The sequence below is a fragment of the Dethiosulfovibrio peptidovorans genome (assembly GCA_002748665.1).
Lineage (GTDB): Bacteria > Synergistota > Synergistia > Synergistales > Dethiosulfovibrionaceae > Dethiosulfovibrio > Dethiosulfovibrio peptidovorans_A.
The window spans coordinates 95,271-117,571 of the sequence record PDTB01000015.1; the positions used below are offsets into that span (position 1 = coordinate 95,271).

23 protein-coding genes are annotated in these 22,301 nt (G+C 55.0%); 12 read left to right on the forward strand and 11 right to left on the reverse strand.

Annotated features, from left to right (window positions below; all coding sequences use genetic code 11):
* The first annotated feature begins 61 nt into the window (after positions 1–61).
* The 3 genes from CSA35_01830 (at position 62) to CSA35_01840 (ending at position 4,030) form a co-directional block, all read left to right on the forward strand.
* Entirely contained in the window at positions 62–1,594 is a 1,533-nt protein-coding gene (locus CSA35_01830) for a DNA-binding protein (GenBank protein PIE55341.1), read from the forward strand.
* Between the two features lie 71 nt (positions 1,595–1,665).
* Positions 1,666–2,781: a peptidase M24 gene (locus CSA35_01835; protein PIE55197.1), complete on the forward strand. Its 1,116-nt coding sequence runs from the start codon at positions 1,666–1,668 to the stop codon at positions 2,779–2,781.
* A gap of 40 nt (positions 2,782–2,821) precedes the next feature.
* A complete protein-coding gene (locus tag CSA35_01840) occupies positions 2,822–4,030 on the forward strand; it encodes a peptidase M20 (protein ID PIE55198.1) in 1,209 nt (402 codons plus the stop codon).
* A gap of 228 nt (positions 4,031–4,258) precedes the next feature.
* Here the strand turns inward: CSA35_01840 and CSA35_01845 are convergent, their stop codons facing one another.
* A complete protein-coding gene (locus CSA35_01845) occupies positions 4,259–4,582 on the reverse strand; it encodes a hypothetical protein (GenBank protein PIE55199.1) in 324 nt (107 codons plus the stop codon).
* Between the two features lie 217 nt (positions 4,583–4,799).
* Here CSA35_01845 and CSA35_01850 point away from each other — a divergent pair, with 217 nt between their 5' ends.
* Both CSA35_01850 and CSA35_01855 read left to right on the forward strand, forming a co-directional pair.
* Positions 4,800–5,531 carry a cyclase gene (locus tag CSA35_01850; protein PIE55200.1) on the forward strand — a complete coding sequence of 244 codons (732 nt, stop codon included), beginning with the start codon at positions 4,800–4,802 and terminating at the stop codon, positions 5,529–5,531.
* Between the two features lie 163 nt (positions 5,532–5,694).
* A complete protein-coding gene (locus CSA35_01855) occupies positions 5,695–6,165 on the forward strand; it encodes a hypothetical protein (protein PIE55201.1) in 471 nt (156 codons plus the stop codon).
* A gap of 234 nt (positions 6,166–6,399) precedes the next feature.
* Here the strand turns inward: CSA35_01855 and CSA35_01860 are convergent, their stop codons facing one another.
* Both CSA35_01860 and CSA35_01865 read right to left on the reverse strand, forming a co-directional pair.
* Positions 6,400–8,346: a peptidase S9 gene (locus CSA35_01860; protein ID PIE55202.1), complete on the reverse strand. Its 1,947-nt coding sequence runs from the start codon at positions 8,344–8,346 to the stop codon at positions 6,400–6,402.
* Positions 8,347–8,447: 101 nt separating this feature from the next.
* Positions 8,448–10,070, reverse strand: coding sequence for a peptide ABC transporter substrate-binding protein (locus CSA35_01865; GenBank protein PIE55203.1), 1,623 nt, complete (start codon positions 10,068–10,070; stop codon positions 8,448–8,450).
* 374 nt (positions 10,071–10,444) lie between these two features.
* Between CSA35_01865 and CSA35_01870 the strand changes: the two genes are divergently transcribed.
* Genes CSA35_01870 through CSA35_01885 form a run of 4 tightly spaced genes read left to right on the forward strand, consistent with a single transcriptional unit; the run spans position 10,445 to position 14,260 of the window.
* Positions 10,445–11,371: a peptide ABC transporter permease gene (locus tag CSA35_01870; GenBank protein PIE55204.1), complete on the forward strand. Its 927-nt coding sequence runs from the start codon at positions 10,445–10,447 to the stop codon at positions 11,369–11,371.
* A gap of 11 nt (positions 11,372–11,382) precedes the next feature.
* The gene (locus CSA35_01875) at positions 11,383–12,279 is read left to right on the forward strand and encodes a peptide ABC transporter permease (protein ID PIE55205.1); all 897 of its coding nucleotides are present in this window, start codon (positions 11,383–11,385) and stop codon (positions 12,277–12,279) included.
* An 11-nt stretch (positions 12,280–12,290) separates the two neighbouring features.
* Positions 12,291–13,283 (forward strand): peptide ABC transporter ATP-binding protein, encoded by a 993-nt coding sequence (locus CSA35_01880; GenBank protein ID PIE55206.1) that lies wholly within the window; start codon positions 12,291–12,293, stop codon positions 13,281–13,283.
* Positions 13,280–14,260: a peptide ABC transporter substrate-binding protein gene (locus CSA35_01885; protein PIE55207.1), complete on the forward strand. Its 981-nt coding sequence runs from the start codon at positions 13,280–13,282 to the stop codon at positions 14,258–14,260. Before CSA35_01880 ends, CSA35_01885 begins: the two co-directional genes overlap by 4 nt.
* A 243-nt stretch (positions 14,261–14,503) precedes the next feature.
* On the opposite strand, the gene CSA35_01890 is transcribed toward CSA35_01885, so the two are convergent.
* The 6 genes from CSA35_01890 to CSA35_01915 all read right to left on the reverse strand — a co-directional run bounded on the left by CSA35_01890 (position 14,504) and on the right by CSA35_01915 (position 19,355).
* Entirely contained in the window at positions 14,504–17,437 is a 2,934-nt protein-coding gene (locus tag CSA35_01890) for a hypothetical protein (GenBank protein PIE55208.1), read from the reverse strand.
* A 419-nt stretch (positions 17,438–17,856) separates the two neighbouring features.
* Positions 17,857–18,354 carry a hypothetical protein gene (locus CSA35_01895; protein ID PIE55209.1) on the reverse strand — a complete coding sequence of 166 codons (498 nt, stop codon included), beginning with the start codon at positions 18,352–18,354 and terminating at the stop codon, positions 17,857–17,859.
* Between the two features lie 23 nt (positions 18,355–18,377).
* On the reverse strand, positions 18,378–18,728 hold the full coding sequence (locus tag CSA35_01900) for a peptidase M15 (GenBank protein ID PIE55210.1): 351 nt from the start codon (positions 18,726–18,728) through the stop codon (positions 18,378–18,380).
* Complete coding sequence (locus CSA35_01905; protein PIE55211.1) at positions 18,718–18,873, reverse strand: YvrJ family protein; 156 nt, start codon at positions 18,871–18,873, stop codon at positions 18,718–18,720. Before CSA35_01905 ends, CSA35_01900 begins: the two co-directional genes overlap by 11 nt.
* A 15-nt stretch (positions 18,874–18,888) precedes the next feature.
* Positions 18,889–19,092, reverse strand: a complete 204-nt coding sequence (locus CSA35_01910; protein PIE55212.1) for a hypothetical protein — start codon at positions 19,090–19,092, stop codon at positions 18,889–18,891.
* Between the two features lie 44 nt (positions 19,093–19,136).
* The gene (locus CSA35_01915; GenBank protein PIE55213.1) at positions 19,137–19,355 is read right to left on the reverse strand and encodes a DUF1659 domain-containing protein; all 219 of its coding nucleotides are present in this window, start codon (positions 19,353–19,355) and stop codon (positions 19,137–19,139) included.
* Positions 19,356–19,410: 55 nt separating this feature from the next.
* Here CSA35_01915 and CSA35_01920 point away from each other — a divergent pair, with 55 nt between their 5' ends.
* Positions 19,411–19,650 (forward strand): hypothetical protein, encoded by a 240-nt coding sequence (locus CSA35_01920; protein PIE55214.1) that lies wholly within the window; start codon positions 19,411–19,413, stop codon positions 19,648–19,650.
* On the opposite strand, the gene CSA35_01925 is transcribed toward CSA35_01920, so the two are convergent.
* Entirely contained in the window at positions 19,647–19,982 is a 336-nt protein-coding gene (locus CSA35_01925) for a hypothetical protein (protein ID PIE55215.1), read from the reverse strand. The genes CSA35_01920 and CSA35_01925 overlap by 4 nt on opposite strands.
* 39 nt (positions 19,983–20,021) lie before the next feature.
* Here CSA35_01925 and CSA35_01930 point away from each other — a divergent pair, with 39 nt between their 5' ends.
* Positions 20,022–20,216: a hypothetical protein gene (locus CSA35_01930; protein ID PIE55216.1), complete on the forward strand. Its 195-nt coding sequence runs from the start codon at positions 20,022–20,024 to the stop codon at positions 20,214–20,216.
* Positions 20,217–20,282: 66 nt separating this feature from the next.
* The gene (locus CSA35_01935; GenBank protein PIE55217.1) at positions 20,283–20,570 is read left to right on the forward strand and encodes a virulence protein; all 288 of its coding nucleotides are present in this window, start codon (positions 20,283–20,285) and stop codon (positions 20,568–20,570) included.
* 119 nt (positions 20,571–20,689) lie between these two features.
* Here the strand turns inward: CSA35_01935 and CSA35_01940 are convergent, their stop codons facing one another.
* Entirely contained in the window at positions 20,690–22,141 is a 1,452-nt protein-coding gene (locus tag CSA35_01940; protein ID PIE55218.1) for a sodium:solute symporter, read from the reverse strand.
* Between the last annotated feature and the right edge of the window lie 160 nt (positions 22,142–22,301).

The window sequence follows — 22,301 nt, forward strand, 5'->3', positions numbered from 1 at the left end:
CAAGCATACATAGCCTATGAAGACAGGTCTGTGTGGTTGATGAGTGGAGGTGCGTTTTGTGATGAAGAAAAACCTGTGCACAGCATTAATTCTTGTCTGCGCTCTGGTTTTGAGCGGCTTAGCAACTGTGTATGCAGCTCCTATGGAGAGCTTTAACATGGGATTGGAGGGGGATGCGAAAAACCTCGATCCTCACCGGGCAACGGACACCATGTCCTTCACCGTTTTGAGGCACATCAACGAACCCCTGGTAACCGTTGACGGCAGAACAAAAAAACTGGTCCCGGTCCTGGCGGAGCGCTGGGAGATGCTTGATCCCGAGACGTACAAATTCTACCTGAAGAAGGGCGTCAAATTCCACAACGGCGAGGAACTCACCGCTGAGGACGTGGTCTTTTCACTCAAACGCGCCACCCAGAAGGAGTGCGTTCACGCGGGGAGTCGGGGACGACTGATCGATCCTGACGGATTCAAGATCGTCGATCGCTACACCGTGATCGTGAAAACTCGTGGCCCCATTGGTGGATGGCTTGGATCCATGAAACACCCCTTCGCAAGCATCTTCAGTAAAAAGGCCGTCGAGGAAGGCGGAGAAGAATATTTCCGTAATCCCGTCGGCACCGGGCCTTTCGTCTTTAAAAACTGGGTCAAGGGAGAGAAAATTGAGCTTGAGCGTTTTGAGGACTACCATGGCAAACCCGCCAACTTCAAAAAGCTCACCTTCCGTGTCATGCCCGATGACAGCAGCCGCGTCATCGCCCTGGAGACCGGCAAGGTTGACATGATTTACGGCGTTCCGCCAAGTGAGGTCGAGAGGTTGAACAACTCACCCAAGACAAAGGTGGTCCTGGCTCCAGGATTACGGCTTCGCTACCTCGGCATGAACACTCAGAAGAAGCCTCTGAGCGATCCGAAAGTTCGCCTGGCTATCGAATACGCCATCAACAAGGAAGCCTACGGTCAAGTGGTCTACCAGGGAAATTCGGACCAACCAGACGGCCCTCTGATTCCGGCAAGCACCTTTACCCCCAAGAATGCCAAGCCATTCCCCTACGATCCCAAGAAGGCCAAGGCTCTTTTGAAAGAGGCTGGATATCCGGACGGCTTCACCATGGAGCTACGGACCGGTAACCTCCAGGACAACGTCAACGGTGCCACAGTTATCCAGTCTATGCTCAGCCAGATTGGTATTACCGTTGACATCAAAGTCTTCGAGCCCGGAGCCCTCGTATCCAAGATGGTGAACGAGGACGACTACGACTCCTACATTGCCCAGTGGGGAATGCAAACGTCTCGAAGCGCCGGGACGTTCTGGCTCAGCCTCTTTTCCTCGGGCGGCATCGGTTCGTCAAACTGGGCTCGCCTCAACGATGCCAAGGTCGACGAGTATATACAGGCTGCCCAACACTGTGTCGACGCTAAAAAACACGAGGAACTTCTCCAAAAGATTTGGGATCGCCTGAACACCGTCCATCCGATAGTGCCTTTGGTCGTGCCCAAGGAGCTCTACGGGGCCCGCAAGGACCTCGGCGGCTTAGAAGAACTTGCTGACGGACAGCTGAACTACTTGGGCAATCTCTACCTGAAAGACTAAACACTTCTTCAAGCGTCCACTTTTTAAAGAGCGGTAGCCTCTACATTCAGAGGCTACCGCATACCTCTGTTATGTTGGGAGGAGAGACGTTCATGCTTCGAGAGGATCGATTTAACGGAGCCATAGACCTCCTGCGTGATAACAAATTGGACGCCGTCTTTTTAGCACCATCCGCCGACCTGAAGTACGTCACGGGGCTTTCTCTGAAACCCGACTCCAGGTTGAAAGGACTCGTACTTTCCCGACAGGGAGGGGCTTTTTTCCTCTGCCCTTCCCTGTATCGAGATGACGTTCAGAGCGTTGAGAATACCGTTCCGATTGAGGAATGGGCTGACGGAGAGGGGGCACCTTCAGCCTTCTTTCGCGGCCTGAAAAAGCTCGCACTGACCGGCCCCGTCACGATGGCCTTCTCTCGAGGTATTGAAGCAGGGGAGATGATGGATCTCGTTCACGGAACGGAGATCACCCCCAAAAACGGGGCCTACCTCTTGTCCCCCCTGCGATCGGTCAAAAGCAAAGAGGAACAGTCTCTCATGCGGAAAGCCTCGAGAATGAACGATCGTATGATGGAGGCTCTTACAGGCTACCTCACACCAGGTTTACGAGAGCGTGATGTCGTGCGGTTTATCATGAACTTTCACGAGTCCCACGGAGGTAACCCGAGAATTCCATGCGTAGCCTGCGGAGAAAACAGTGCATCACCCCACTACGACGGCAGAGCGAACAGCGTCCTAGCAGAACAAGACATGATCATGGTCGACTCGGGCGGGTGGTATGACGGCTACAGCCATGACATGACGAGGATGTTTTTCTTAGGCCCGCCCACGGATGAACAGAGACGAATCTACGAAATTGTGCTTGAGGCACAGAATACAGCGGAAAAACACGCCATCACCGGAGCAATCCCAGCGGATCTCGACGCTATCGCCAGAGGGATCATCCGTCGCGAGGGATACGGAGAGGCGTTTTGTCACAGATTGGGACATGGTATAGGGTTGGACGGCCACGAGATGCCGTATATCGCTCCAGATAACCGTGTTCCTCTACAAGAGGGCAACTGTTTCAGCATTGAGCCCGGTATCTATTTGAGAGGGATGTTCGGCATCCGAATCGAAAACCTCGTTATGCTGACCTCTTCAGGACAGGAAGTCTTAAACCTGTTTCCTAAGGAGATCACGGTCATATAGGAGCATTTTTTGTCCCGTCCAAAAGAAGGGAGATGGAGGTATGGCGGCCCCTGATGTTTTGAGGTTATCTAAGGATCTCTCGGACTATATCGTACACGCAAAAAGGAAAATTCATCAAAACCCAGAGCTCGGCATGGCCGAGTTCGCCACGACAGAATTTGTCCGATCAGAGCTGAAGTCCTTTGGAATCGACGTAGCGCCCTGGGGTGAGGGAACTGTAGGAGCTCTCGGACTTCTCAAAGGCTCTGGCCCCGGTACAGGCTCTGCCATCGCTCTTCGGGCAGATATGGACGCACTTCCCATACAGGAGGTAACCGGTCTCCCCGACGAATCAAAGGTCCCAGGCGTTATGCACGCCTGCGGGCACGACTGTCACACCGCCATGCTTTTAGGGGTGGCGAAGATTTTGTCGGGCATGAGAGATCGTTTCGCCGGCACGGTCAAATTCCTCTTCCAACCTGCAGAGGAAACCTTGAACGGCGCACGATACATGATCGAACGGGGCGTCCTTGATGATCCTAAAGCTGACTGTATCGTGGGACTTCACGGTCATTCAGGGTTTGACGTGGGCGAGCTGGCCTTTCGATCCGGTCCCTCCATGGCCTCTTCTGATTTCTTCACCGCCACCATAACGGGAACCAGTGGACATGGCGCCTACCCTCATAGAATCCAGAAAGATCCAATTCTGGCAGCCTCCAACGCCACACTCGCCATTCAGAGCATCATCACTCGCCAGGTAGACGCCATAGACAGCGTTGTCATCTCCATTTGCGAGATTCATGGAGGTTCGGCGAAAAACATCATCCCCGAAGTGGTCCAGTTTGGAGGATCAGTGCGATGTCAACGCGAGGAGACCAGGAAAACCATTGAAGGGCGCATTCGAGATATTGTCAATCATTCAGCGGCACTGTACAAATGCACGGCTGACCTGAACTATCACTACGGAGTTCCTCCTTTGGTCAACGACTCAGACCTGGTAGCAATAGCCCGAGAGAGCGCCCGGAAAATCGTCGGAGATGAACGCGTACGATCAATAGACGTTCCCGCCATGGGCTCCGAGGATTTTGCCGAATATCTTCAGGTCCTCCCCCGTGGGCTTTTCGTCAGGCTTGGGGTTCATTCCCCAGGACAACCCAACCCCATATTCCACAACGGCTCTTTCGTTTTTTCAGAGGAAGCCCTCCCTTACGGAACGGCCTTCTTCGTCCAGTTCGTCCTGGATATGAACGGCGACGACGGACGACAGTAACTCAGACGAGAAAATCTCACAACGAGCATGTCCCCCTCCGGGGCATCCATTGTCGATTTATTCAAGGGGGGGGAGGAATATCATGACGACCAACATGAACGACAGACGACGATACTGGAGAGTCCTCACCCTCTTGACCACCGTGGCGGTCCTCTGTGCAGGCCAGGCCTGTGCCCTGTCCGTGGGAGCCTTGAACATCGAATACTTTATCGTATCGGGGAAAAAAGCCTACTCCCTCAACGACTGTACCACACTGACCTCAAGGACGGGCGCCGCCTCACCCTGGTCAACGTCCACCTCAAGAGCCCGAGTACCAGAGGCAAGAAAGACAAAAAACTCGCCCAACGATACAACGACGCCAAGCGTCAGGCCCAGATTCAGGGGCTCAACGTCCTTGTGCAATCGCTGGAGGGGCCCGTCCTCGTCCTTGGCGACTTCAACCAGGAGGACCCACCGGGCCTGGCCTTTCCACTGCTCTCCCTCCCCGAGGGGAGCTACAGCTATGACGACCGCCGAAGCCGACTGGACTTCATCGGCTACTCGGGCATACACAGAGATCCCCGATGGCGAATCCGGGAGGTTGAGACAGCCATCCCAACCCGTTCCTCAAAGAGATCCCAGTCACCGGACCACGACATGGTCATCCTGGACATGGACGGCGTCATGAAACAGCATTGACATGATTATAAATACTCTCTTTTTTGACTCGTCTGTCTTTTGATTCTATAATGAAATAAAGTTACAAAAATCAAGAGGGGGAGTGTTGTATATGACGTTGCTTGAGATGTATCAGGAGTTGAAGACCAAGACCTTTGTGGACCTGACCCATGCGTTCGGCCCAGGGATACCGCACTTTCCGGCCTTGCCTAACATGGAGCAAGACACCATCTACACCGTCGAAAAGGACGGTTTCTGGGTGGAGAAGATGACCATCGTGGGCCAGTGGGGAACTCACGCAGACTCGCCGCGGCATTTCTCCGTTGGAAAGCGGACCCTGGACGAGATCGACGTGAAGGAGATGTTCCTTCCCCTTGTGGTCATCGACATGTCTCAGGAGGCAGCCCAAAACCCCGATAAAGCTCTCTCGGTGGAGGACATCAAAAAATGGGAGAGCGTCCACGGTCCCGTGCCCGAAGGGTGTTTTGTGGCCCTTCGAACCGACTGGTATAAGCGGTGGCCCGATTGCGACGCCATCGACAACAAGGACGAGCAAGGGGTGCCCCACTATCCAGGATACAGCCTTGAGTCCCTGGCCTATCTGTACGAGGAACGGAAGATCACGGCATCAGGGCACGAGACCCCGGACACCGACTGCGGAATCTCCTCGGCTCGAGGTGAGCTTCCCTGCGAGTTCTACATCCTCGACCAAAACCACTACCAGATCGAGTTCATGGCCAACCTCGACAAGGTACCCCCGACAGGAGCTCTTATCGTGGCGGCTTTTCCCAAACTCCACAAAGGTTCTGGCTTCCCTGCACGTTGCTTCGCCATCCTGCCGTAAACGATAACGCACAAAGAAGGCCTCGAAGGATTCTCCTTCAACAGTAATGCAGAAACTAAAATAGACTGAAAGGAGATGGATGTTATTGGAGTTTAGAACGAACGTTTTCATCGATGGAGGGTACATTAGAAATATAAATAAAAAAACGAATAGACTATAATTCATTCAAAAACTCGTCGATAGCTCACGTGGAACTCTTTTCAAAGCTTATTACTATGACTGTCTCCCATATATTGATCCTAAGACCCCAAGCGAAGAGGACAAAGAACGCCAAAGAAAAGCAAAAAGTTTTTTGAGTAGCCTCGAAAAAAATGATAATTTCCATACCCGTTTGGGCGTCTTGAAAAAACGAGGTGAAAATGCCGACGGTAAACCTATTTTTGTTCAAAAAGGGGTCGATCTGCAATTAGGGTTGGATGTCGCCGTTGCTTGTTTGTCTGGCAGAATTGACCAGGTTATTTTCATCGCAGGAGATGGCGATTTTCTTCCCGCCTCCAATTTTGCTCGGGATGCTATGGTACGAGTAGTCTTGGCTCATGGGGATAGGAAAACATATGACTACAACCTATGGGAAAGTGCAGATGAGCGGATTTTTCTTGACAGCGCTTTTTTTGACATGATACGTCTTTCCTGAGAAGAAATAAGAAAAGTCGGGGCTTTGAAGCTCCGACTTTTCTTCATCATCAACTGGCTTCGCTCGACTAAGAGCTAACCGCTCATTATGAGTTTAAGATACAGCGTAACATAGATTTTGTCAATATCTTTGAAGGCTGTCCCTCAAGGATACATGGGGTTTCTCCTCATCTGTATCGAATTGTGATTCCGACATGTCAGTGAATCGAAAATACCCCGCTGGAGACTTGTTTGTTCAGTTTTTAAGGTATTTATCAAACCATCGGGAAATTTCCTCCAGTCGGGCCAGTCGCTCCCGGGGCTTGCCTCCCCGGCTCAGCTCGTGGTTTTCGCCCTTGAAGACACACATCCTGGTCGGGACGCCGTGCTGTTTCAAGGCCGTAAACATCTGTAACCCCTGCGAGAGCTCACACCGATAATCCTCCTCGGAGTGGATAAACAACGTCGGAGTGACGACCTTGTCGGCATATTTCAGGGGCGAGTGATCCCACAAGGTCTCGATTCCCCCTTCGTCCCAGAGGTCGGCTCCCTGCTGATCCGCCACGAAGAAATAACCGATATCGGACACCCCCACCTTTGAGATCCAGTTGGAGATGCTGCGCTGCGCCACCGCCGCCTTGAACCGGTCGGTATGACCGATGACCCAGTTCGTCATAAAGCCGCCATAGGAGCCACCGGTGATCCCCATGCGGTGCTGATCCACGAACGGCAGAGCAGCCACGGCATCGGTAAAAGCCATGATGTCGTCGTAATCGACGGAGCCATATCGCCCCCGAATATCGTCAAAATCGTTCCCCCGGCCGTCGCTCCCCCGTGGATTGCAGAAGGCCACGACATAGCCTCGGGCAGCCCAAAGCTGCATCTCGTGGAAATACACGTCGCTGAAGGTGGTCTTGGGACCACCATGGACGTGGACGATAGCCGGATACGTACTCCCCTCTCGAAAATCCGTGGGTTTCATCACCCAGCCGTCGATATCCCACCCTGGATCGGCCCGACTCGAAAGAAACACAGGTGTCGAGATACTCCGTTCCCGTGAAAGCCATCCGTTCCAATCCGTGACGGGATGTTCACGACCGTCTCGAAGCAGGTAGAGCTCCTGAAGGGCCTGCCCCTCCAGACCGACCACGGCGACAACACCGGAGCGCACGTGGTAGTCGTCCACCGACGACAGACGAGAGGTCACCTGATGGACGCTCCCGTCCGGATCCAGCCTGTGAAGACGGGATCGGGTTCGGTCCGTGGAGACAAACCAGAGGGAGCCGCCGTCCACGAAGAAACCCAGGTTCAGGTCGGCGGTGCCGTACCGGCAGTCACAGCCGATGGAGTTGCGAAGCCCTCGATCCAGCCATGGCGTGAACTCCACGAGCTCGCCCTCCTCAAGGCCATAGAAGGAGACGTTCTCGTTCACCCCGTGGCGATCCAACCGGGAACCGCTCAGAACAACTCGATTATCAAGATAGTCGGCACATCGACAACAGAGCTGACCGTCGGGAATCAGCTCTGTCACGATACCTGTGGACAGGTTGATTTCCCGAAGCCCCGGCCGGACCGGGCGCACATCCCGAAAATCGGGGCCCACGACCAGGACCTTTGACCGATCTGGAGAGAGGCGATAACGAACCACGTCCAGTGTCTCCGCGCTGATGAGCTTGGGAATCGAGCCCGGGCGATACAGGTACAGACCACCTCTCGCCTGGGCAATGTAGCCTTTGCCGTTGGCACAGAAGGGGATATTCTCAAAAACCATGTACTCAGCCTCTTCCAGATGGGGGGCCGTCCTGGGATTGACTCCAGCCAGGAGATACCGTTCCTCTCCAAGATGGATCAGAGACGTCACACGTATGTCGACTCGATCCAAGAATTGAGCTTCACCACCATCGACACGTATCGAGAAAAGATCGGTCGAGCCCTTGGGCGGATCATGCCGGTCGCTGGCGAAGAGAATCCGTTTGCCGTCGGCTGCCCAACAGAAACATTTTTCCCTGCCTGAAGCAGTCAGTGCGACCGACCTGTCGTTCTCCACGTTGTAGAGCCAGAGTCGAGAGTCATACCGATTGGCCTCCTGATCGGCTTTATGAAGGGCGTAGCACACCGACGAACCGTCGGGGGACACCTGGGGCGTGCTTAAAAAAGCGAAACGAAGCAAATCCGACGGGACAACGGGCGTTGTACAAATCATAGTATCGCTCCTCTCAGAGAATAATCTTCTCCCAGTATAATACGAACCAAGCACAAAAAAACGGGGAGCCCGAAAGCTCCCCATTTTTCGATGTCGATAGCTTATTTCTTGTCGAGCCAGACCTGCGTCAACTCGGTCATGTAGTCGCCCAGAAAAGCGAGCTTCAGCCCCTGAACCTCGGGACGAGCCACGAGGCTGGTCGTCTGATAGAAGAGGAACATCCACACGGCATCGTCCACGATCTGTTGTTCCGCCTTTTTGTACAGCTCCCAGCGCTTGGCTGGGACGGTCTCCCGACGGGCCTCTTTAAGCCAGGCATCGACCTGGTCGTTCTTATAGCGGCAATAGTTGCCCTTGGGGCCAAAGTTATCGGAACAGAACAACGTGTAGAGGAAATTGTCCGGGTCGGCATAGTCCCCGGCCCAACCGGCACGGAAGAAGCCAAAATCACCCCGGCGAACCGCTTCGTAGTGGGCACCGACTTCGGAGGAGGCCAACTTGAGGGTGATCCCCACCTCGGCAAGCTGGGCCTGCATGGCCTCGGCGATGGAACGGTGCCTCGGGTTGTTGTTGAAGTGCAGAGTCAACTCCAGCCCGTCGCCGTAGCCCGCCTCCTTCAAGAGGGCCTTTGCCTTGGCCGGGTCGTATTCGTAGGCCCTCAGGTCAGGGGTGTAGCCCGGCATGCCCGGAGGCAACACACCCTTTGCGGGCTCATATCGTCCGTTGAGGACGAGTTCGTTGATCGCCTTTCTGTTGACGGCGCAGTTCATCGCCTGACGAAGCTTCAGGTTTTCCTTGAAAGGCTCGCCAAGCTGACTCATACCGTAGTAGTACGTGTTCAGACCGGGACGCTCCTGAAAACCATCAGGGAAGTCCTTCTGAAGAGGCTCGTAGTACTCGTCGGGGATATCGGGAAGCACGTCGATATTTCCCTTCTTGAACTCCATGAAGGCCACGCCGTTATCCGGCAAGACGACCAGGTCCACACCCTCAAGATAAGGAAGCTGAGTTCCGTTCTCGTCCACAGCCCAATAGTCAGGATTGCGACGGAAGGCAGCCAGGCTGTCGTGTTTCCACTCTGCAAGAGCGAAGGGCCCCGTGCCCACGGGGTGGAAAGAAAACTCCTTGCCCCACTTCTCGGCGTCCTCTTTGGGAACGACGCCAAAAGACGGATAGGTCAGCACGGCCAAAAACGGTGCAAATGGCTCCTCCAGGGTGAACTGAACCGTGTGGTCATCGATGACCTTGATACCCGACCACTCGGACGCCTCACCATCGTTCAGGGCATTGTAGCCTTTGATCTTGTCGGCGAAGAAAACACGAGCGGACTTCATCTTGACCAGACGCTCGAAGGAATACTTCACGTCCTCAGCGGTCATCTTCCGGCCACCGTTCAACGTGGGCTCGCCCAAGACCGTCTTCTGGAACCGAACCTCCGGCCGCAGATGGAACGTCCAGACCGTGGAGTCGTCGTTCACATCCCAGTTTTTTGCCAGAGAGGGAAGGATCTCTCCTTCGGAGCTCGTCTTGACAAGAGTTTCAAGATACAGGTTCGTACCTCGTGTGGCGGTCGTGATGTTAGACGTGACTGGATCCAATGCGGGCGGGTCATTGATAATCCGCCACTTGAGCACCCCGCCGGAGCGAGGAGCGGCGATAGAACCCGCTGCTGCGACGGCCAGGATCGACAGTACCGCGACCGTCAGGAATAGAGCTTTTCTCATAATGATGTTCCCTCCCTGGTGGATCTTTCCTCCGGGGTCATCACCCCAATGCAGGAAAAATCCTTTTTTGTGTATCGATTTTGAGTATATCGACACCTCGTCGCCAATGCAAGGGGGGCGGTCACAAAAGACTGATGCATCTTCCCTGGCAAAAGGCTGTATAATAAAGCAATCAGGATCATGCACGCCCCTGACATCTACGCTCAACCTATTCGAGGGGGTCCCGTGGCTACCGGGATGTATGGAGGTGGTATGAGTGTTCTACTGCGATGCGCGTCGGTCGATCGGAGCTCTTTGACGAGAAGGGGAGAGTCATACGTCTTTTTAAAGAGAGCGAGCGCTTTTTTCCGAATTTCGACCGGAGGTGATTGTGCGTGTTTACCTACATCATGCGGCGAATTTTATACACGATCCCCGTCGTCTGGGGCGTGGTCACCGCTGTGTTCATTCTCATCAACGTCGTTCCGGGAGACCCCGCCATGATCATGATGGGTCAACGGGGCGATCCCGAAACCCTGGCCAAGATCCGGCACGATCTCGGCCTCGACTTGCCCCTGCACAAGCAATACTTCAACTTCATGGGGCAGCTTCTCAAGGGCGATCTCGGCACATCCTACCGTACCAACGAAAAGGTATCCACGGCCATCATGGATCGTCTGGGTGCCACGGCTCGTTTGGCCCTGTGGGCGCTTATCCTGGGGACGATCATCGGGATCATCGCAGGGATAGTCTCGGCGGTCAAACAATACTCGGTGTTCGACTACTCCGCGATGTTCATCGCCATAGCGGGGGTGAGCGCCCCGGTCTTCTGGGTGGGGCTGCTGCTCCTGCTGGTCTTCGCCTACGGCCTGGGCTGGGTTCCCGGGGCGGGATACGGCGACGGCTCGTGGAAATACCTCCTCCTGCCCGTCGTTACCCTGGGCGTTCGACCCGGCGCGCTCACGGCCCGACTCACCCGCTCCTGCATGCTTGAGGTCCTCAACCAGGATTACATCCGAACCGCAAAGGCCAAAGGCCTCTCAAACAACGTCGTCGTCCTGAAGCACGCTCTGAAAAACGCCATGATCCCGGTTGTCACGATCGTGGGCACCCAGATCGCCTCGCTGCTCTCGGGAGCCGTCCTCACCGAGACCATCTTCGCCTGGCCGGGCATCGGTCGCCTCTCGGTCGAGGCCCTCATCGCGCGGGACTTCCCCATGATTCGGGGAACGGTGATATTCATGGCCCTCATCTTCCTTCTGGCAAACCTGATCGTGGACATCTCCTACGGTCTGTTCGATCCCAGGATCCGATACGAATAAGGGGTGCGGACATGACCGACACAACTCAGAAAAAAGAGCGCAAGCACGGCAGCCTCTGGTACGAAGCGTGGGTTCGATTCAGACGAAATCGTCTCGCCATGCTGGGACTCATCATGGTCCTGGCCCTGGCGGTCATCGCCATACTGGCACCCCAGATCGCCCCTTACGACCCCTTCAAACAGCTCATCTGGACCGAGGGCAAAGCGGCCAAGCTGGCTTCTCCCTCGATGGCCCATTTCATGGGAACCGACCTCTACGGACGAGACATCCTGAGCCGGGTCATCTATGGGGCCCGGATTTCCCTTCAGATCGGTATCTTCGCCACACTCGTCTCCCTCATAATCGGCGTACCTCTGGGAGCCCTGGCGGGATACTTTGGCGGGTGGATCGACGACCTCATATCCTGGCTCATCAACGTTATCTTCGCCTTTCCCTTCTTTCTGTTCGTCCTCGCCATCATCGCCGTCTTCAACAACCCGAGCATGATGGTGGTCTTCGTCGCGATCGGCCTGGTCACCTGGGTACCCATCGCCCGGGTCACCCGCGCCCAGTTCATCACCCTTCGGGAACGGGAATACGTCGAAGCCGCCAAAGCCCTGGGAATCCCAACACGACGAATCATCTTCTTCCACGTGCTGCCCAACGCCGTTGCCCCAGTGATCGTTCAGGCAACGCTGCGTCTGGGAAGCATCATCATGATCGAGGCAGGACTTGCCTTCCTGGGCTTCGGCGCTCAGCCGCCCACCCCAAGCTGGGGGCTCATGATCTCCGTGGGACAGAAATACCTGGCCACCGGTCAGTGGTGGTGGGCCATCTTCCCGGGGCTCGCCATCATGTACACCGTTCTGGCCTTCAACTTCGTCGGAGACGGACTGAGAGACGCCCTGGACGTCCGGCTTAAGAGGTAGGGGGTGGCAGCATGGCATTGCTTGAAGTGAAAGGACTCAAAACCTATTTCGACACCGACGCCGGCACGGTCAAAGCGGTTGACGGCGTTTCCTTCTCCATCGAATCGGGCAAAACCCTGGGCATCGTCGGCGAATCGGGCTGTGGTAAATCCGTCACATCGCTGTCCATCATGCAGCTCCTTCCCAAACCAGTGGGACGAGTGGCCGGGGGATCGGTCACCATGAACGGCACCGACCTTCTGGACCTCTCCGAGCCCGAGATGCGGGCCATTCGGGGCAACGATATATCCATGATCTTTCAGGAGCCCATGACCAGCCTGAACCCCGTTTTCACCATAGGAGAACAGATCATGGAACCCCTGCGGCTTCATCAAAACATGAAAGACACACAGGCAAAAAAACGGGCCGTCGAGATGCTGGACCTCGTGGGCATCCCCTCGCCCAACCAGCGAGTGGACGACTACCCTCACCAGCTCTCCGGCGGAATGCGCCAGCGAGCCATGATCGCCATGGCTCTGGCCTGCAATCCAGCTCTGCTCATCGCGGACGAACCCACGACGGCCCTCGACGTCACCGTCCAGGCCCAGATCCTCGACCTGATGAACGACCTTCGGGAAAAGCTGAACTCGGCCATCATGTTCATCACCCACGACCTGGGCGTCATCGCTCAGATGGCCCAACGAGTCGTCGTCATGTACGCCGGTAAAGTCGTGGAAGAGGCCGACGTCGTTCCCCTCTACGGAGGCCCCCTGCACCCGTACACTCAGGGGCTCCTTCGATCCATCCCCCGGATGGACTGCGAGAAAGAACGGCTGGACGTCGTTCCCGGCGTCGTTCCCAACCCTCTGAACTTTCCCGAGGGCTGCAAATTTCACAACCGATGCGATCAGTGCTCCGATCGCTGTCTCCAGGAGGAACCGCCCATCTACAGACTCAGCTCCAACCGTCGTGTTCGATGCTGGCTGTACGAGAACAGTGCTGAAAGAGAGGGGGCTGACGCATGAGCAGCGACAGCAAAACCTTGCTGGAGGTGAAAAACCTCCAGAAATACTTTCCCATCCGCAAGGGTATCCTGAAAAAAATCGTCGGGCACGTTCAGGCCGTCGACGGCGTCTCCTTCTCCATCCGTCGGGGCGAGACCCTCGGGGTCGTCGGCGAATCCGGCTGTGGCAAATCAACCACCGGTCGAACCCTGATGCACCTTCTCAAGCCCACAGGCGGTTCCGTCTACTACCAGGGGCAGGAACTGGGCACGATGCTGGCGGAGGACCCGGGACAGGTGCGGCAAAAAATTCAGATTATCTTTCAGGACCCCTACGGAAGCCTGAACCCCCGAATGACCGTCCGCGAAATCGTGGGCGAGGCGGTCAAGCTCTACGGCCTGGCCCGAGGTAAAGCCCTCGACCAGTACGTCAGCGACGTCATCGTCAAGGCAGGGCTCCGGCCCGAGCATCGCTTCCGCTATCCTCACGAGTTCTCCGGCGGGCAGCGTCAGAGAATCGGCATTGCCCGTGCCCTGGCACTGAACCCCGAGTTTATCGTGTGTGATGAACCCGTCTCGGCCCTCGACGTCTCCATCCAAAGCCAGGTTCTCAACGAACTGCGAGACCTTCAGCAGGAGCTGGGGCTGACGTATCTCTTCATCACCCACGACCTCTCCGTGGTCAAGCACATATCCGACCGGATCGCCATCATGTACCTTGGAAAAATCGTGGAGATCACCTCCAAACACTCCATGTTCTCCAACCCGCTCCATCCCTACACCAGGGCCCTCATGTCGGCAATTCCCTTACCAGACCCCACGGTGAAAGTGACCAGAGTGCCTCTGGAGGGAGACATCCCCTCCCCCATCAACCCGCCGTCGGGCTGCCGTTTCCACACCCGGTGTCCCAATGCCATGGACCGCTGCGCCCAGGAGGAACCTCTTCTCGCCGAAATGGAGACCGATCACCAGGTCGCCTGTTTTCTGTACGAGAGATAAGCAACTGGAACACAAAGAGAGAGGTATCTTCGGATGTCTCTCTCTTTCTGTGCCGGTGAGGTCGTTCCGCCGAAGCCCTGAGAGATATACCCTAAGCAGCAAAGAGCTATGAGCACTTGTTCAGAAACTGACGAAAGGACTTCGCAAAAAAGAAGTGTCCGAGATGTCTTTCGACATCTCGGACACCGTGTTTCAAATGGTTCTCCTCAGCTGATGTTCAGCTTTGGATGATTCTGATGGTTCTTATTTCTTAAGGAAGCCCAGAGGGGCCAGAAGGAGCAGAGCTGCCGGGGCAAAGCCCAGGTTACATCCGCCGCCACCGGAAGAGCCGCCGGCGTTCTTACTGACGATAACGGACGCCTTCGCCTCGCCGTTGACCGTAGGATCGGCCTTCAGCTTAGCGGTGACGACAAGGTTCATAGTTCCTTCATTCTCGGCCTTGACAGTCAGCTTACCAGCAGCCACATCGGCCGTCTTGTCCACACCATCAAGCGTCCAGACGACATCCTGAACCTCGACATCGTCGGAGGTCTTGTAGGTCCATTTGCCCAGTTCGAAGGTCACGTTAGCACCCAACTGAACCTGAGAAGGAGCCGTCACGACACCGGTCAGGTCAGGAGTAGGCACGGGGGGGGTACCGGGGTTCACCGGATCGACGATATCCTGACCAACCTCGACAAGAATCGTGTAGCTGTTCTCGTCCAGATGCGCCACCGCATTCTTCACGATGTCGGAGGTCGTCGTCCAGGTGATGCGGACCTTTGCGTAGTCCTCGTACTCGACAGTGCTGTTCTCACGCAGGAAGTGCAGCGCATTCCAGTTAACCGCATCAGGTGAATAGACCAGCTTGATCCAGCCCTTCTTGATCTTATCGCCGGTGAGGTGAGAGGGATCCAGCTGGATGGCCAGACGCCGGTCGCGGTTTACTTCGCCATAGCCGATCGCAGTGTAGTCGATCTCACGGGCCTCGAAGACCGCAGGCTTGGCCATGGCTTCGGCGCGAGTCGCGGCGATGTCATCATTGCGCAGGACCATGCGGATACGAGAGTCGTTATTGATCGTCAGATCCATGTAGGGCTTAAAGTCGTTGACGTCCTTGCCCAGAGACAGAGTCGCACCATCAACCAGGGTTACGTCCATAAAGGGATCCTCGTTGGCGGCCTGCTGAGCAGCGGTCCGAACAGGGAAGCTGTTGAGCTGCAACACGCCACGGTCGACAAAAACATCGCTGGGGTTGATCATAACACCAGCAGCCCTGTATACCGCATCAGTTGACACGGGCGCACCGAAGAGCACCGTCCCTTGCCAATTCTTGGGCATTAAATTACCAGCAAGGGGAAGACCATTCGTAGTGGGAACATCGGCAGGGTTGATGGTCAGCCGCCCATTATCCAAGGTGATATCTCTGAAAGACAGAGTCTGTCCACGCTCGGCAGCGAGGGCAGCCCCACTGCCTCCACCATCCTTCGTAAAGGTATCGCCACTCACCTTAAGAGTCTTAGATGCAGTCAAGGTCGCCAAGTTTGCGGTAGTAAAATCACGATCAGCACCGCCAGTAGCACCAACGGTCACATTACCGTTACCGATCGATTCATTGCCAGCAATCTCCAGAACGCCGTTGGCGACAAGGGTCTCACCAACGATGTCATTCGACAGGTTGGAGACGAACAAAACAGTTTGACCATCATCTGTGATGTTGGGATCCTGAGGATCGCCAGTCGGACGAGCAGGCGAAGGAAGCGAATTGAGCACCAGATCAAACTGCCCTTTCAAGAGACCGTCAGCGTGGGAATACCTTCGGTCAAGCGTTACGGCAATCTGAGGCTTGTAATTCGTACCAGCCAGGGTGTACTCGTTAGCCTGGAAGGTAGCCCCCCCGGCGACGTTGAAGTCGCTGAAGAACTGCGACCGGTCAACTTTGACCCGAGCAGTGTCCTGAACATGCAACGGATTGTAAATTGCGCCACCAGCAGCAACCCCACCAATTGCCATAGCTACATACTGACGAGGCGTGTTCGCAACAGCGCCCGGAGCGGAGGTCGAGCCCTCAAACGTATTCCAAACCTTACCCAAAGAGCCGCGGAAATGGTCGCCCACGACAGCAGAGACACCGCCAATAACCTCAAGGAGACCGCCGTCCCTGACGACCGTACCACCGAAATGATGCACCCCGTCAACAGGAGCGGTGGAACCACCATTCGGCGCCAAGCCAGGCTCACCGCCGTTTACCCACAAACGACCGTCGCCGGTTTTTACCAAACGAACATAAGTGTTCGCCCCCGCAGCAGCAAAACCAGCGAGAGTGTCAGCTCCAGCACCAACCACATAGGTAGGGGCGGTATAATCACGCTGATCCAAACCATGTCGAAGCATCAGGCCGTTGTTGGACGCAGAAGTCTGGGGCACGTTAACCTCGACGTACCGCAAGTCAGTGTTAGCGGCAGGAGGATCAGCTGCCCACAGAAGATAAAAAGGCTGAACCGTAGCAGCCCCAGTGGGATCGTTTTTACCCAACTGGACTTCGTTGACGCCCTCTGTCTGGAAAACAGGAGCCGAGGCTTCATTGACGTTACCAAGAACGGCGACCCAAGCCTGACCCAGCGCATTGCCCCGCGTCACGCCCAGAGTACCGGACTCCAGAACCGTTCCACCGGAATACTCCGTCATGTTAGCGCCGCCAGCATCACCGGGATTATCGCCGTTGGAAGCCTTCATCACGACCTTACCCGGCGCATCAGCATCGTTGACCACAACCTGAATGTTTGCCGCAGCCCCCGCTGTCACGGCCGCAAGACGATAGGGGCCGCCAGGAATCCCAGCACCGCCAGGTGCCAAGGTGACGACATTGCCGTCAGCCGCGTTGAGACGGAGAATCTTGTCGACTGCAACCACAAGATCAACGCCACCCCTCTGGGTGCCGTTTCCGGTAATGATACCAGTACTCGTAGCACCAGCGGCCAAATCCACAGTTACATCGTTATTCCCACTAAGTACGAGCGTATCGAACGCCCAAAGCACCCCTGCTCCCAGCACTAAGGCCAGTGTCACAAGGCTAAATACTTTCAATGTCTTTCTCAATCTGAATTCCTCCTTACCAACTTCCATCCTCATCCATAGCAGCATCCGCTCACTCAAGAGCCTTGATACAACATGGAATCTCCACAGCTCAACGCGCATCCGTCCTTTTGCCTACGACGGAGAGGCACTGTACGTGCCTGTCATTCCTCCTCTGAATTGACGATATACGTCAATCAGGAGTTCTCCGAAGACCACGCATCGCAATCATCAAAAACCTCGCCCAATGCCTGCAACCACTCCTTTCTGCGATTCACTCGTTTTGTTGGGGGACTCCTTTTCGGAGCTTTTTGATAATAACGACCCAAGCCACCCTTGTTGGGTCAGATTATACATGACTGAATACAACCAACGCAAGGGTTTTCTCGACATTTTGCAGCATTCCCGCCCCCATCGGTTTGAAGCTGCTTTATTCAAGTCGAGTGTAGCAGCTTTGGGACATCAATGCAAATGTTGACATGCCCCTATTCCAAACTTGAGTATATCATAAAGCCCCTGGGCTCAGGGGCTTTATGAGAAAATTACAGACACAGGTTCTTTTTCAGCGGCCTCAGCTTTTTCTGGAGTTTGCGAACCATGTAGCTGACGTTTTGTTGTGTGCAGCCAAGCATCTGGGCTATTTCTCTTTGTGTGTCGCCATCGAGCAGGCAGTCGATGAGCTCGCGTTCCCCAGGGGTGAGGTCGATACCGGTGAGCAGAAGCTGAGGACTGTAGTATGGCCTTTGGTCGTGAGGTTCTACGCCAGCTTCGGCGAGGACGTCAAGACGATCATGCGAGGCCTGGCGTCTGAGGCGCCTGGCGACGTCGCGAACCCGACCGGGAAGCATGTTTGACATGTACAGGGGCAGGGGGGTCCCTTCGGGGCATCTCACGATGAGGTCGAGGACTTCGCAAAATCCCTGTGAGAGGAGGTCTTCCCACTCGGCCCCTCTGCCGGAGTATCTCCCGGCGGTTTTTTTGATGAGGGGAAGGTAGTTCATGGCTGTCTGCATCAGTTCCTGATGGGTGTACTCGCTCATTTATTTGTTTTCTCCTTTCATTATTATGCGGTGTCCGTTCGAATTGCAAGGTGGACAAAGCCCCGTGCGCCATAGGGTATGACCTGCTCGAAGCCCTGTTTTTTCGCCAGGCGAGCGAACCGCCCCTGTTCGACCGGTGTAACGGCAATGTCTGCCGCTGCACCGATGAGATGGCGGCTCCCCGGGATACCGCCGACGTCTCTGTTGTGTCTGGTGCATCGGTATCCGCTCGTGATACGCAGCGGGCCCCAGATGCCCCGAAGGGCCTCCAGCCGGAGGAGCAATTCCGGCTGGAGGCGAACCCTGAGACAGCAGGGGCACTGAAATTCGCTGAGCGTGAAGTGCGGCGAGATGCGCAGGTGGTTATCGTGCATTGGCCGGCCCTTCGGCTATGGCGATTTTCAGGTCGTTTATGGCCTGGCTGAGTTTTTCGAGCCGGTTTTCCATTCGTATCAGCAAATACGCTGCCACGGCGACGGAGAACCCGTTCTGGAGCACGCCGGCCAGAAACTCTTCCATTTATTCTTCACCTCCCTAGGCGACGATGTCGGTGACGACTCGGTCGATGAGCTGCGCGCTTACGATGGACGTGACAGCGGGCTCAAGGGCCTGGATATCGATGACGGTCTGCATGGCATCCCGAACGTCTTCTTCGTTCTGGGTCTCTTTGGCATGCCGAAGGCTCACACTGACCTTATGGCCGTCTGCACGGGCGAATGTCATCCGAAGGGTTTTCATTCAGTTTCACCTCCTTTCGTTTCCCCAGGTGGGGGGGGGCGGCTCTAGGCCACGACGGTGTCGGTGTCCGTTTTTCGAACCTCGACGACCGGCACAGAGAGGAGGCCGCCCAGTTTTTGGGACAGGCTGTCAATCTGGTCTGCGGTGAGGTTGGGGTTGACCCTGGAGATGGAGAGTCGCCCCAGTTCGGGCTGGCCATCGGCTCCAGTTCCCACCTGGCAGATAAGGCTGATGCGGCTGCCCATGGGGTTGTATGTCGCCATATGTGTTCACCTCCTTTCGTTTGGGAGTCACTCTGTAGAGTGGGAAGGAGGTGGGATGTTCACAAAGGAGCGAAGGAGGGGCTTTTTAAAGGACGGGGTACTGAACGAGAGAAGCCCCTGCTCTCAGGGGGCCTGTGTTATGGTGATTTGTGATTCATATGGAGGATTTACGGGGAAAGAGGGAAGGGAAGGCATGGTACGCTTGATTGTCCTGAAGATACAGAAAGAGCCCGACCTCCCGGTCGGGCTCTTTCTGTACTCGGGCGCTTTTGTGTTGCTTAGGGTAGCAAGCTAGGTTGGGAGGGGGGCCTGATTCCGAAGCTGGACGATATCCTTGGGCGAGAGGCCCGTGATGTCGCAGATTTCTGCATCTTTCCAGCCTCGCTTTAGCAATTTGCGGGCCATCGCACACCGTTCCTCTCTCTGACCTGTAACGATGCCTTCCGCTCTGCCTTCTCCTCGAGCTTCTTTGATACGCTGTTCCTGAACCGCCTCAAGGCTCAGGTCGTCTATGAGGCGTTTTTGTTCTGCAAAGTAATGGAATCTCTCCTGTTCATCCGACCAGTAGGTTTGCCCCACCTTTAATGTCTGGGCAATTTCATGGTCCATTTCCGCTATTTCTTTCATTTTCTCTCCCTCCACATTACTCAAGTAGGTGAGCCAGCGTTGAAGCCCCGTCTGCTAGGGCAGGGGGTCTTCTTTCTGGAATTTGTCCAGCTCAAGATAGATGATTTGCATGTCGTCACACAGGGGCTTGCCGCTTTTAAGGTTCGCTATTCCATAGACGTTCAAATTTATAATACCTTGATTATAGCAGGTTCACAGCAGAGAGCAGAACACCTCTCTTGTATTCATGCATAAGCCTATGTGGGATTGTCGTTTTCAATCACATGTGAGATACTTTATATGGGAAAGGAGGTTTTCTTGATGTACGCCATAGCGTTTGACTTAGAAGTTGCCAAGCTCAAAGAAAACTATGGAGATCCTTACAATAACGCCTACCTCGAAATAAACAAGGAACTAAAAAACATAGGCTTCAACTGGACTCAGGGTAGTGTGTATCTCCTTTCTGACCCAGAGAATAATTTAGCGACAGTATACAAAGCCATTAGCATTTTAAGTGGCATCAAATGGTTCAAAAGATCCGTTCGAGATATCAGGGTTTTCAAGGTAGAGGACTGGTCTGATTTTACCGAAATAGTGAAGGGTTCTTAGAATGTACTCACGAGGACGACCGAGCTGATTTTTGCCTTATAAATACGAAGCGCCCGGGCTCTTTGCGAGCCCGGGCGCTTCGTGTGGCGTTCAGGTGTATATGACAGGCAGCCCTGACCTTATGCTTCAGAGGGAAGAGGGGCGCGGCGCATGCCGTTGCCCACATATCCAAGAATTAAGTAGACAATGCAGCCACCCACACCGGCCATGATGGGAGCCTCGACCCAACCGACCTTGGCGAACAGAACCAGGTAAACGTTGAGAGAGAAGCCGACGATCATGGAGGAGAAGCAGGCCAAAAGGTTGGCCTCCACGAGAACCCGCATGATGATGGGCCCGACGAACATGGAGATCAGTCCACCGGTTCCGATGTAGGCGATATGGTTCAACATCCCCTGGGGAACGAGATAGGTGAATATGATGCCGAGAAGCGCCGTGACGGCAACCGCACCGCGGTTAAAGAGGTCCTTATACTTGGAGTGACGGTCGGCCACGGCGACGAACATATCGTAGGACAGTGCCGACGCCAAGGCCTGGAGCACCGAGCTGATCGTCGAGAGCATGGCGAACATGATGAACAGCGAGATGATGCTCCCCACAGCCGGATGGAGATAGGTGTTCAAGAACACGGGCATGGCGCTGTCTGGGTTCGTCAAGTTGGGGTTTTTGTAAAACATGTACAGCCCAACGAAGGGAACCAGGCTGAGAAGAATGCCCATGGGGGCCATCATGAGGGCCATGACATGCACCTTTAAATTCTTCTTAAAGGCCAAAAATCGAACGGACATATAGGGCAGTGTCGTAGTGAAAAGCAGAGCATAGATGAAGACCAAGAAGACGCTGTATTTCCCCTGACCGTATGGAACCGACGTCGTGGGGTTGATGAACTCAGGTTTCGACGCGGAGACATTCGCTATAAGCTCGGTGAGGGAGACGTCCTGTATGATGGTGAAATACACGATGACGGAGGCCACCAGCATCCCCATACACATGAGGGTGTCGGTTATGGCAACGGCCAGAAGTCCGCCCTGCATGGTGAAGATGACGATAACGACCATAAAGAGCATAGCCGACAGCTCAGCTGAGATACCGAGCCACTCAGACGCTACGTAGCCGACGGCACGAATCTGCCCCACGATATAGACAGAGAGAAAGATAAAGGTAGCAAGGCCAGCAAAGAAGTGAACACACCGTTTGAGCCCGTGAGGCCCTTTGTGGGTTGCAGCAAGATACTCGGGGACGGTGAGCCCGCCACACTCCTCGCCCTTCTTTCTCATGAAGTTGGCAAAGAAAAGGGCACCAAACGTGATGGCCGGAGCGAAGAAGAAGTTACCGAGAATTTCGATGGTCCCATATGCGTAGGTGGTTCCGGGAGAACCGATAAAACCCCAGCCACTGTATCCCGTAGCCATCAAGGTTCCAGCAGCAACAAAGGGCCCCATCTCCTTAGCGCCGAGCAGGAACCCCTCCTCGGAGTCCGCAGCTTTTTTTATCCTTCTGTTCGTCCAGAATCCAATCCCGATAAGTATAGCGGACGCAATACCAAAAACGATCCATCGTGACATAGACAAAGACCTCCTGACATAAATCTTAATAAATGTAAATTGCCGACAAAAATCACTCTGGGTTCTTCTTCGCCATGATGCAAGCGATCAAAGGAACGGCGACAAGAATCACGGAACCGATGAGAAAGGCGTTTAAAGTCCACGAATTCAGCATACAAACACCCCC

Excerpts from the sequence above, each read along its gene's own strand:
- CSA35_01880 (PIE55206.1), top strand. The coding sequence starts at position 12,291 with ATGGCATTGCTTGAAGTGAAAGGACTCAAAACCTATTTCGACACCGAC.
- CSA35_01830 (PIE55341.1), top strand. The coding sequence starts at position 62 with ATGAAGAAAAACCTGTGCACAGCATTAATTCTTGTCTGCGCTCTGGTT.
- CSA35_01835 (PIE55197.1), top strand. The coding sequence starts at position 1,666 with ATGTTGGGAGGAGAGACGTTCATGCTTCGAGAGGATCGATTTAACGGA.
- CSA35_01890 (PIE55208.1), bottom strand. The coding sequence starts at position 17,437 with ATGCGCGTTGAGCTGTGGAGATTCCATGTTGTATCAAGGCTCTTGAGT.
- CSA35_01935 (PIE55217.1), top strand. The coding sequence starts at position 20,283 with ATGTACGCCATAGCGTTTGACTTAGAAGTTGCCAAGCTCAAAGAAAAC.
- CSA35_01925 (PIE55215.1), bottom strand. The coding sequence starts at position 19,982 with ATGAAAGAAATAGCGGAAATGGACCATGAAATTGCCCAGACATTAAAG.
- CSA35_01905 (PIE55211.1), bottom strand. The coding sequence starts at position 18,873 with ATGGAAGAGTTTCTGGCCGGCGTGCTCCAGAACGGGTTCTCCGTCGCC.
- CSA35_01865 (PIE55203.1), bottom strand. The coding sequence starts at position 10,070 with ATGAGAAAAGCTCTATTCCTGACGGTCGCGGTACTGTCGATCCTGGCC.
- CSA35_01895 (PIE55209.1), bottom strand. The coding sequence starts at position 18,354 with ATGAGCGAGTACACCCATCAGGAACTGATGCAGACAGCCATGAACTAC.
- CSA35_01875 (PIE55205.1), top strand. The coding sequence starts at position 11,383 with ATGACCGACACAACTCAGAAAAAAGAGCGCAAGCACGGCAGCCTCTGG.
- CSA35_01915 (PIE55213.1), bottom strand. The coding sequence starts at position 19,355 with ATGGCGACATACAACCCCATGGGCAGCCGCATCAGCCTTATCTGCCAG.
- CSA35_01920 (PIE55214.1), top strand. The coding sequence starts at position 19,411 with ATGTTCACAAAGGAGCGAAGGAGGGGCTTTTTAAAGGACGGGGTACTG.
- CSA35_01840 (PIE55198.1), top strand. The coding sequence starts at position 2,822 with ATGGCGGCCCCTGATGTTTTGAGGTTATCTAAGGATCTCTCGGACTAT.
- CSA35_01885 (PIE55207.1), top strand. The coding sequence starts at position 13,280 with ATGAGCAGCGACAGCAAAACCTTGCTGGAGGTGAAAAACCTCCAGAAA.
- CSA35_01910 (PIE55212.1), bottom strand. The coding sequence starts at position 19,092 with ATGAAAACCCTTCGGATGACATTCGCCCGTGCAGACGGCCATAAGGTC.
- CSA35_01900 (PIE55210.1), bottom strand. The coding sequence starts at position 18,728 with ATGCACGATAACCACCTGCGCATCTCGCCGCACTTCACGCTCAGCGAA.
- CSA35_01860 (PIE55202.1), bottom strand. The coding sequence starts at position 8,346 with ATGATTTGTACAACGCCCGTTGTCCCGTCGGATTTGCTTCGTTTCGCT.
- CSA35_01850 (PIE55200.1), top strand. The coding sequence starts at position 4,800 with ATGACGTTGCTTGAGATGTATCAGGAGTTGAAGACCAAGACCTTTGTG.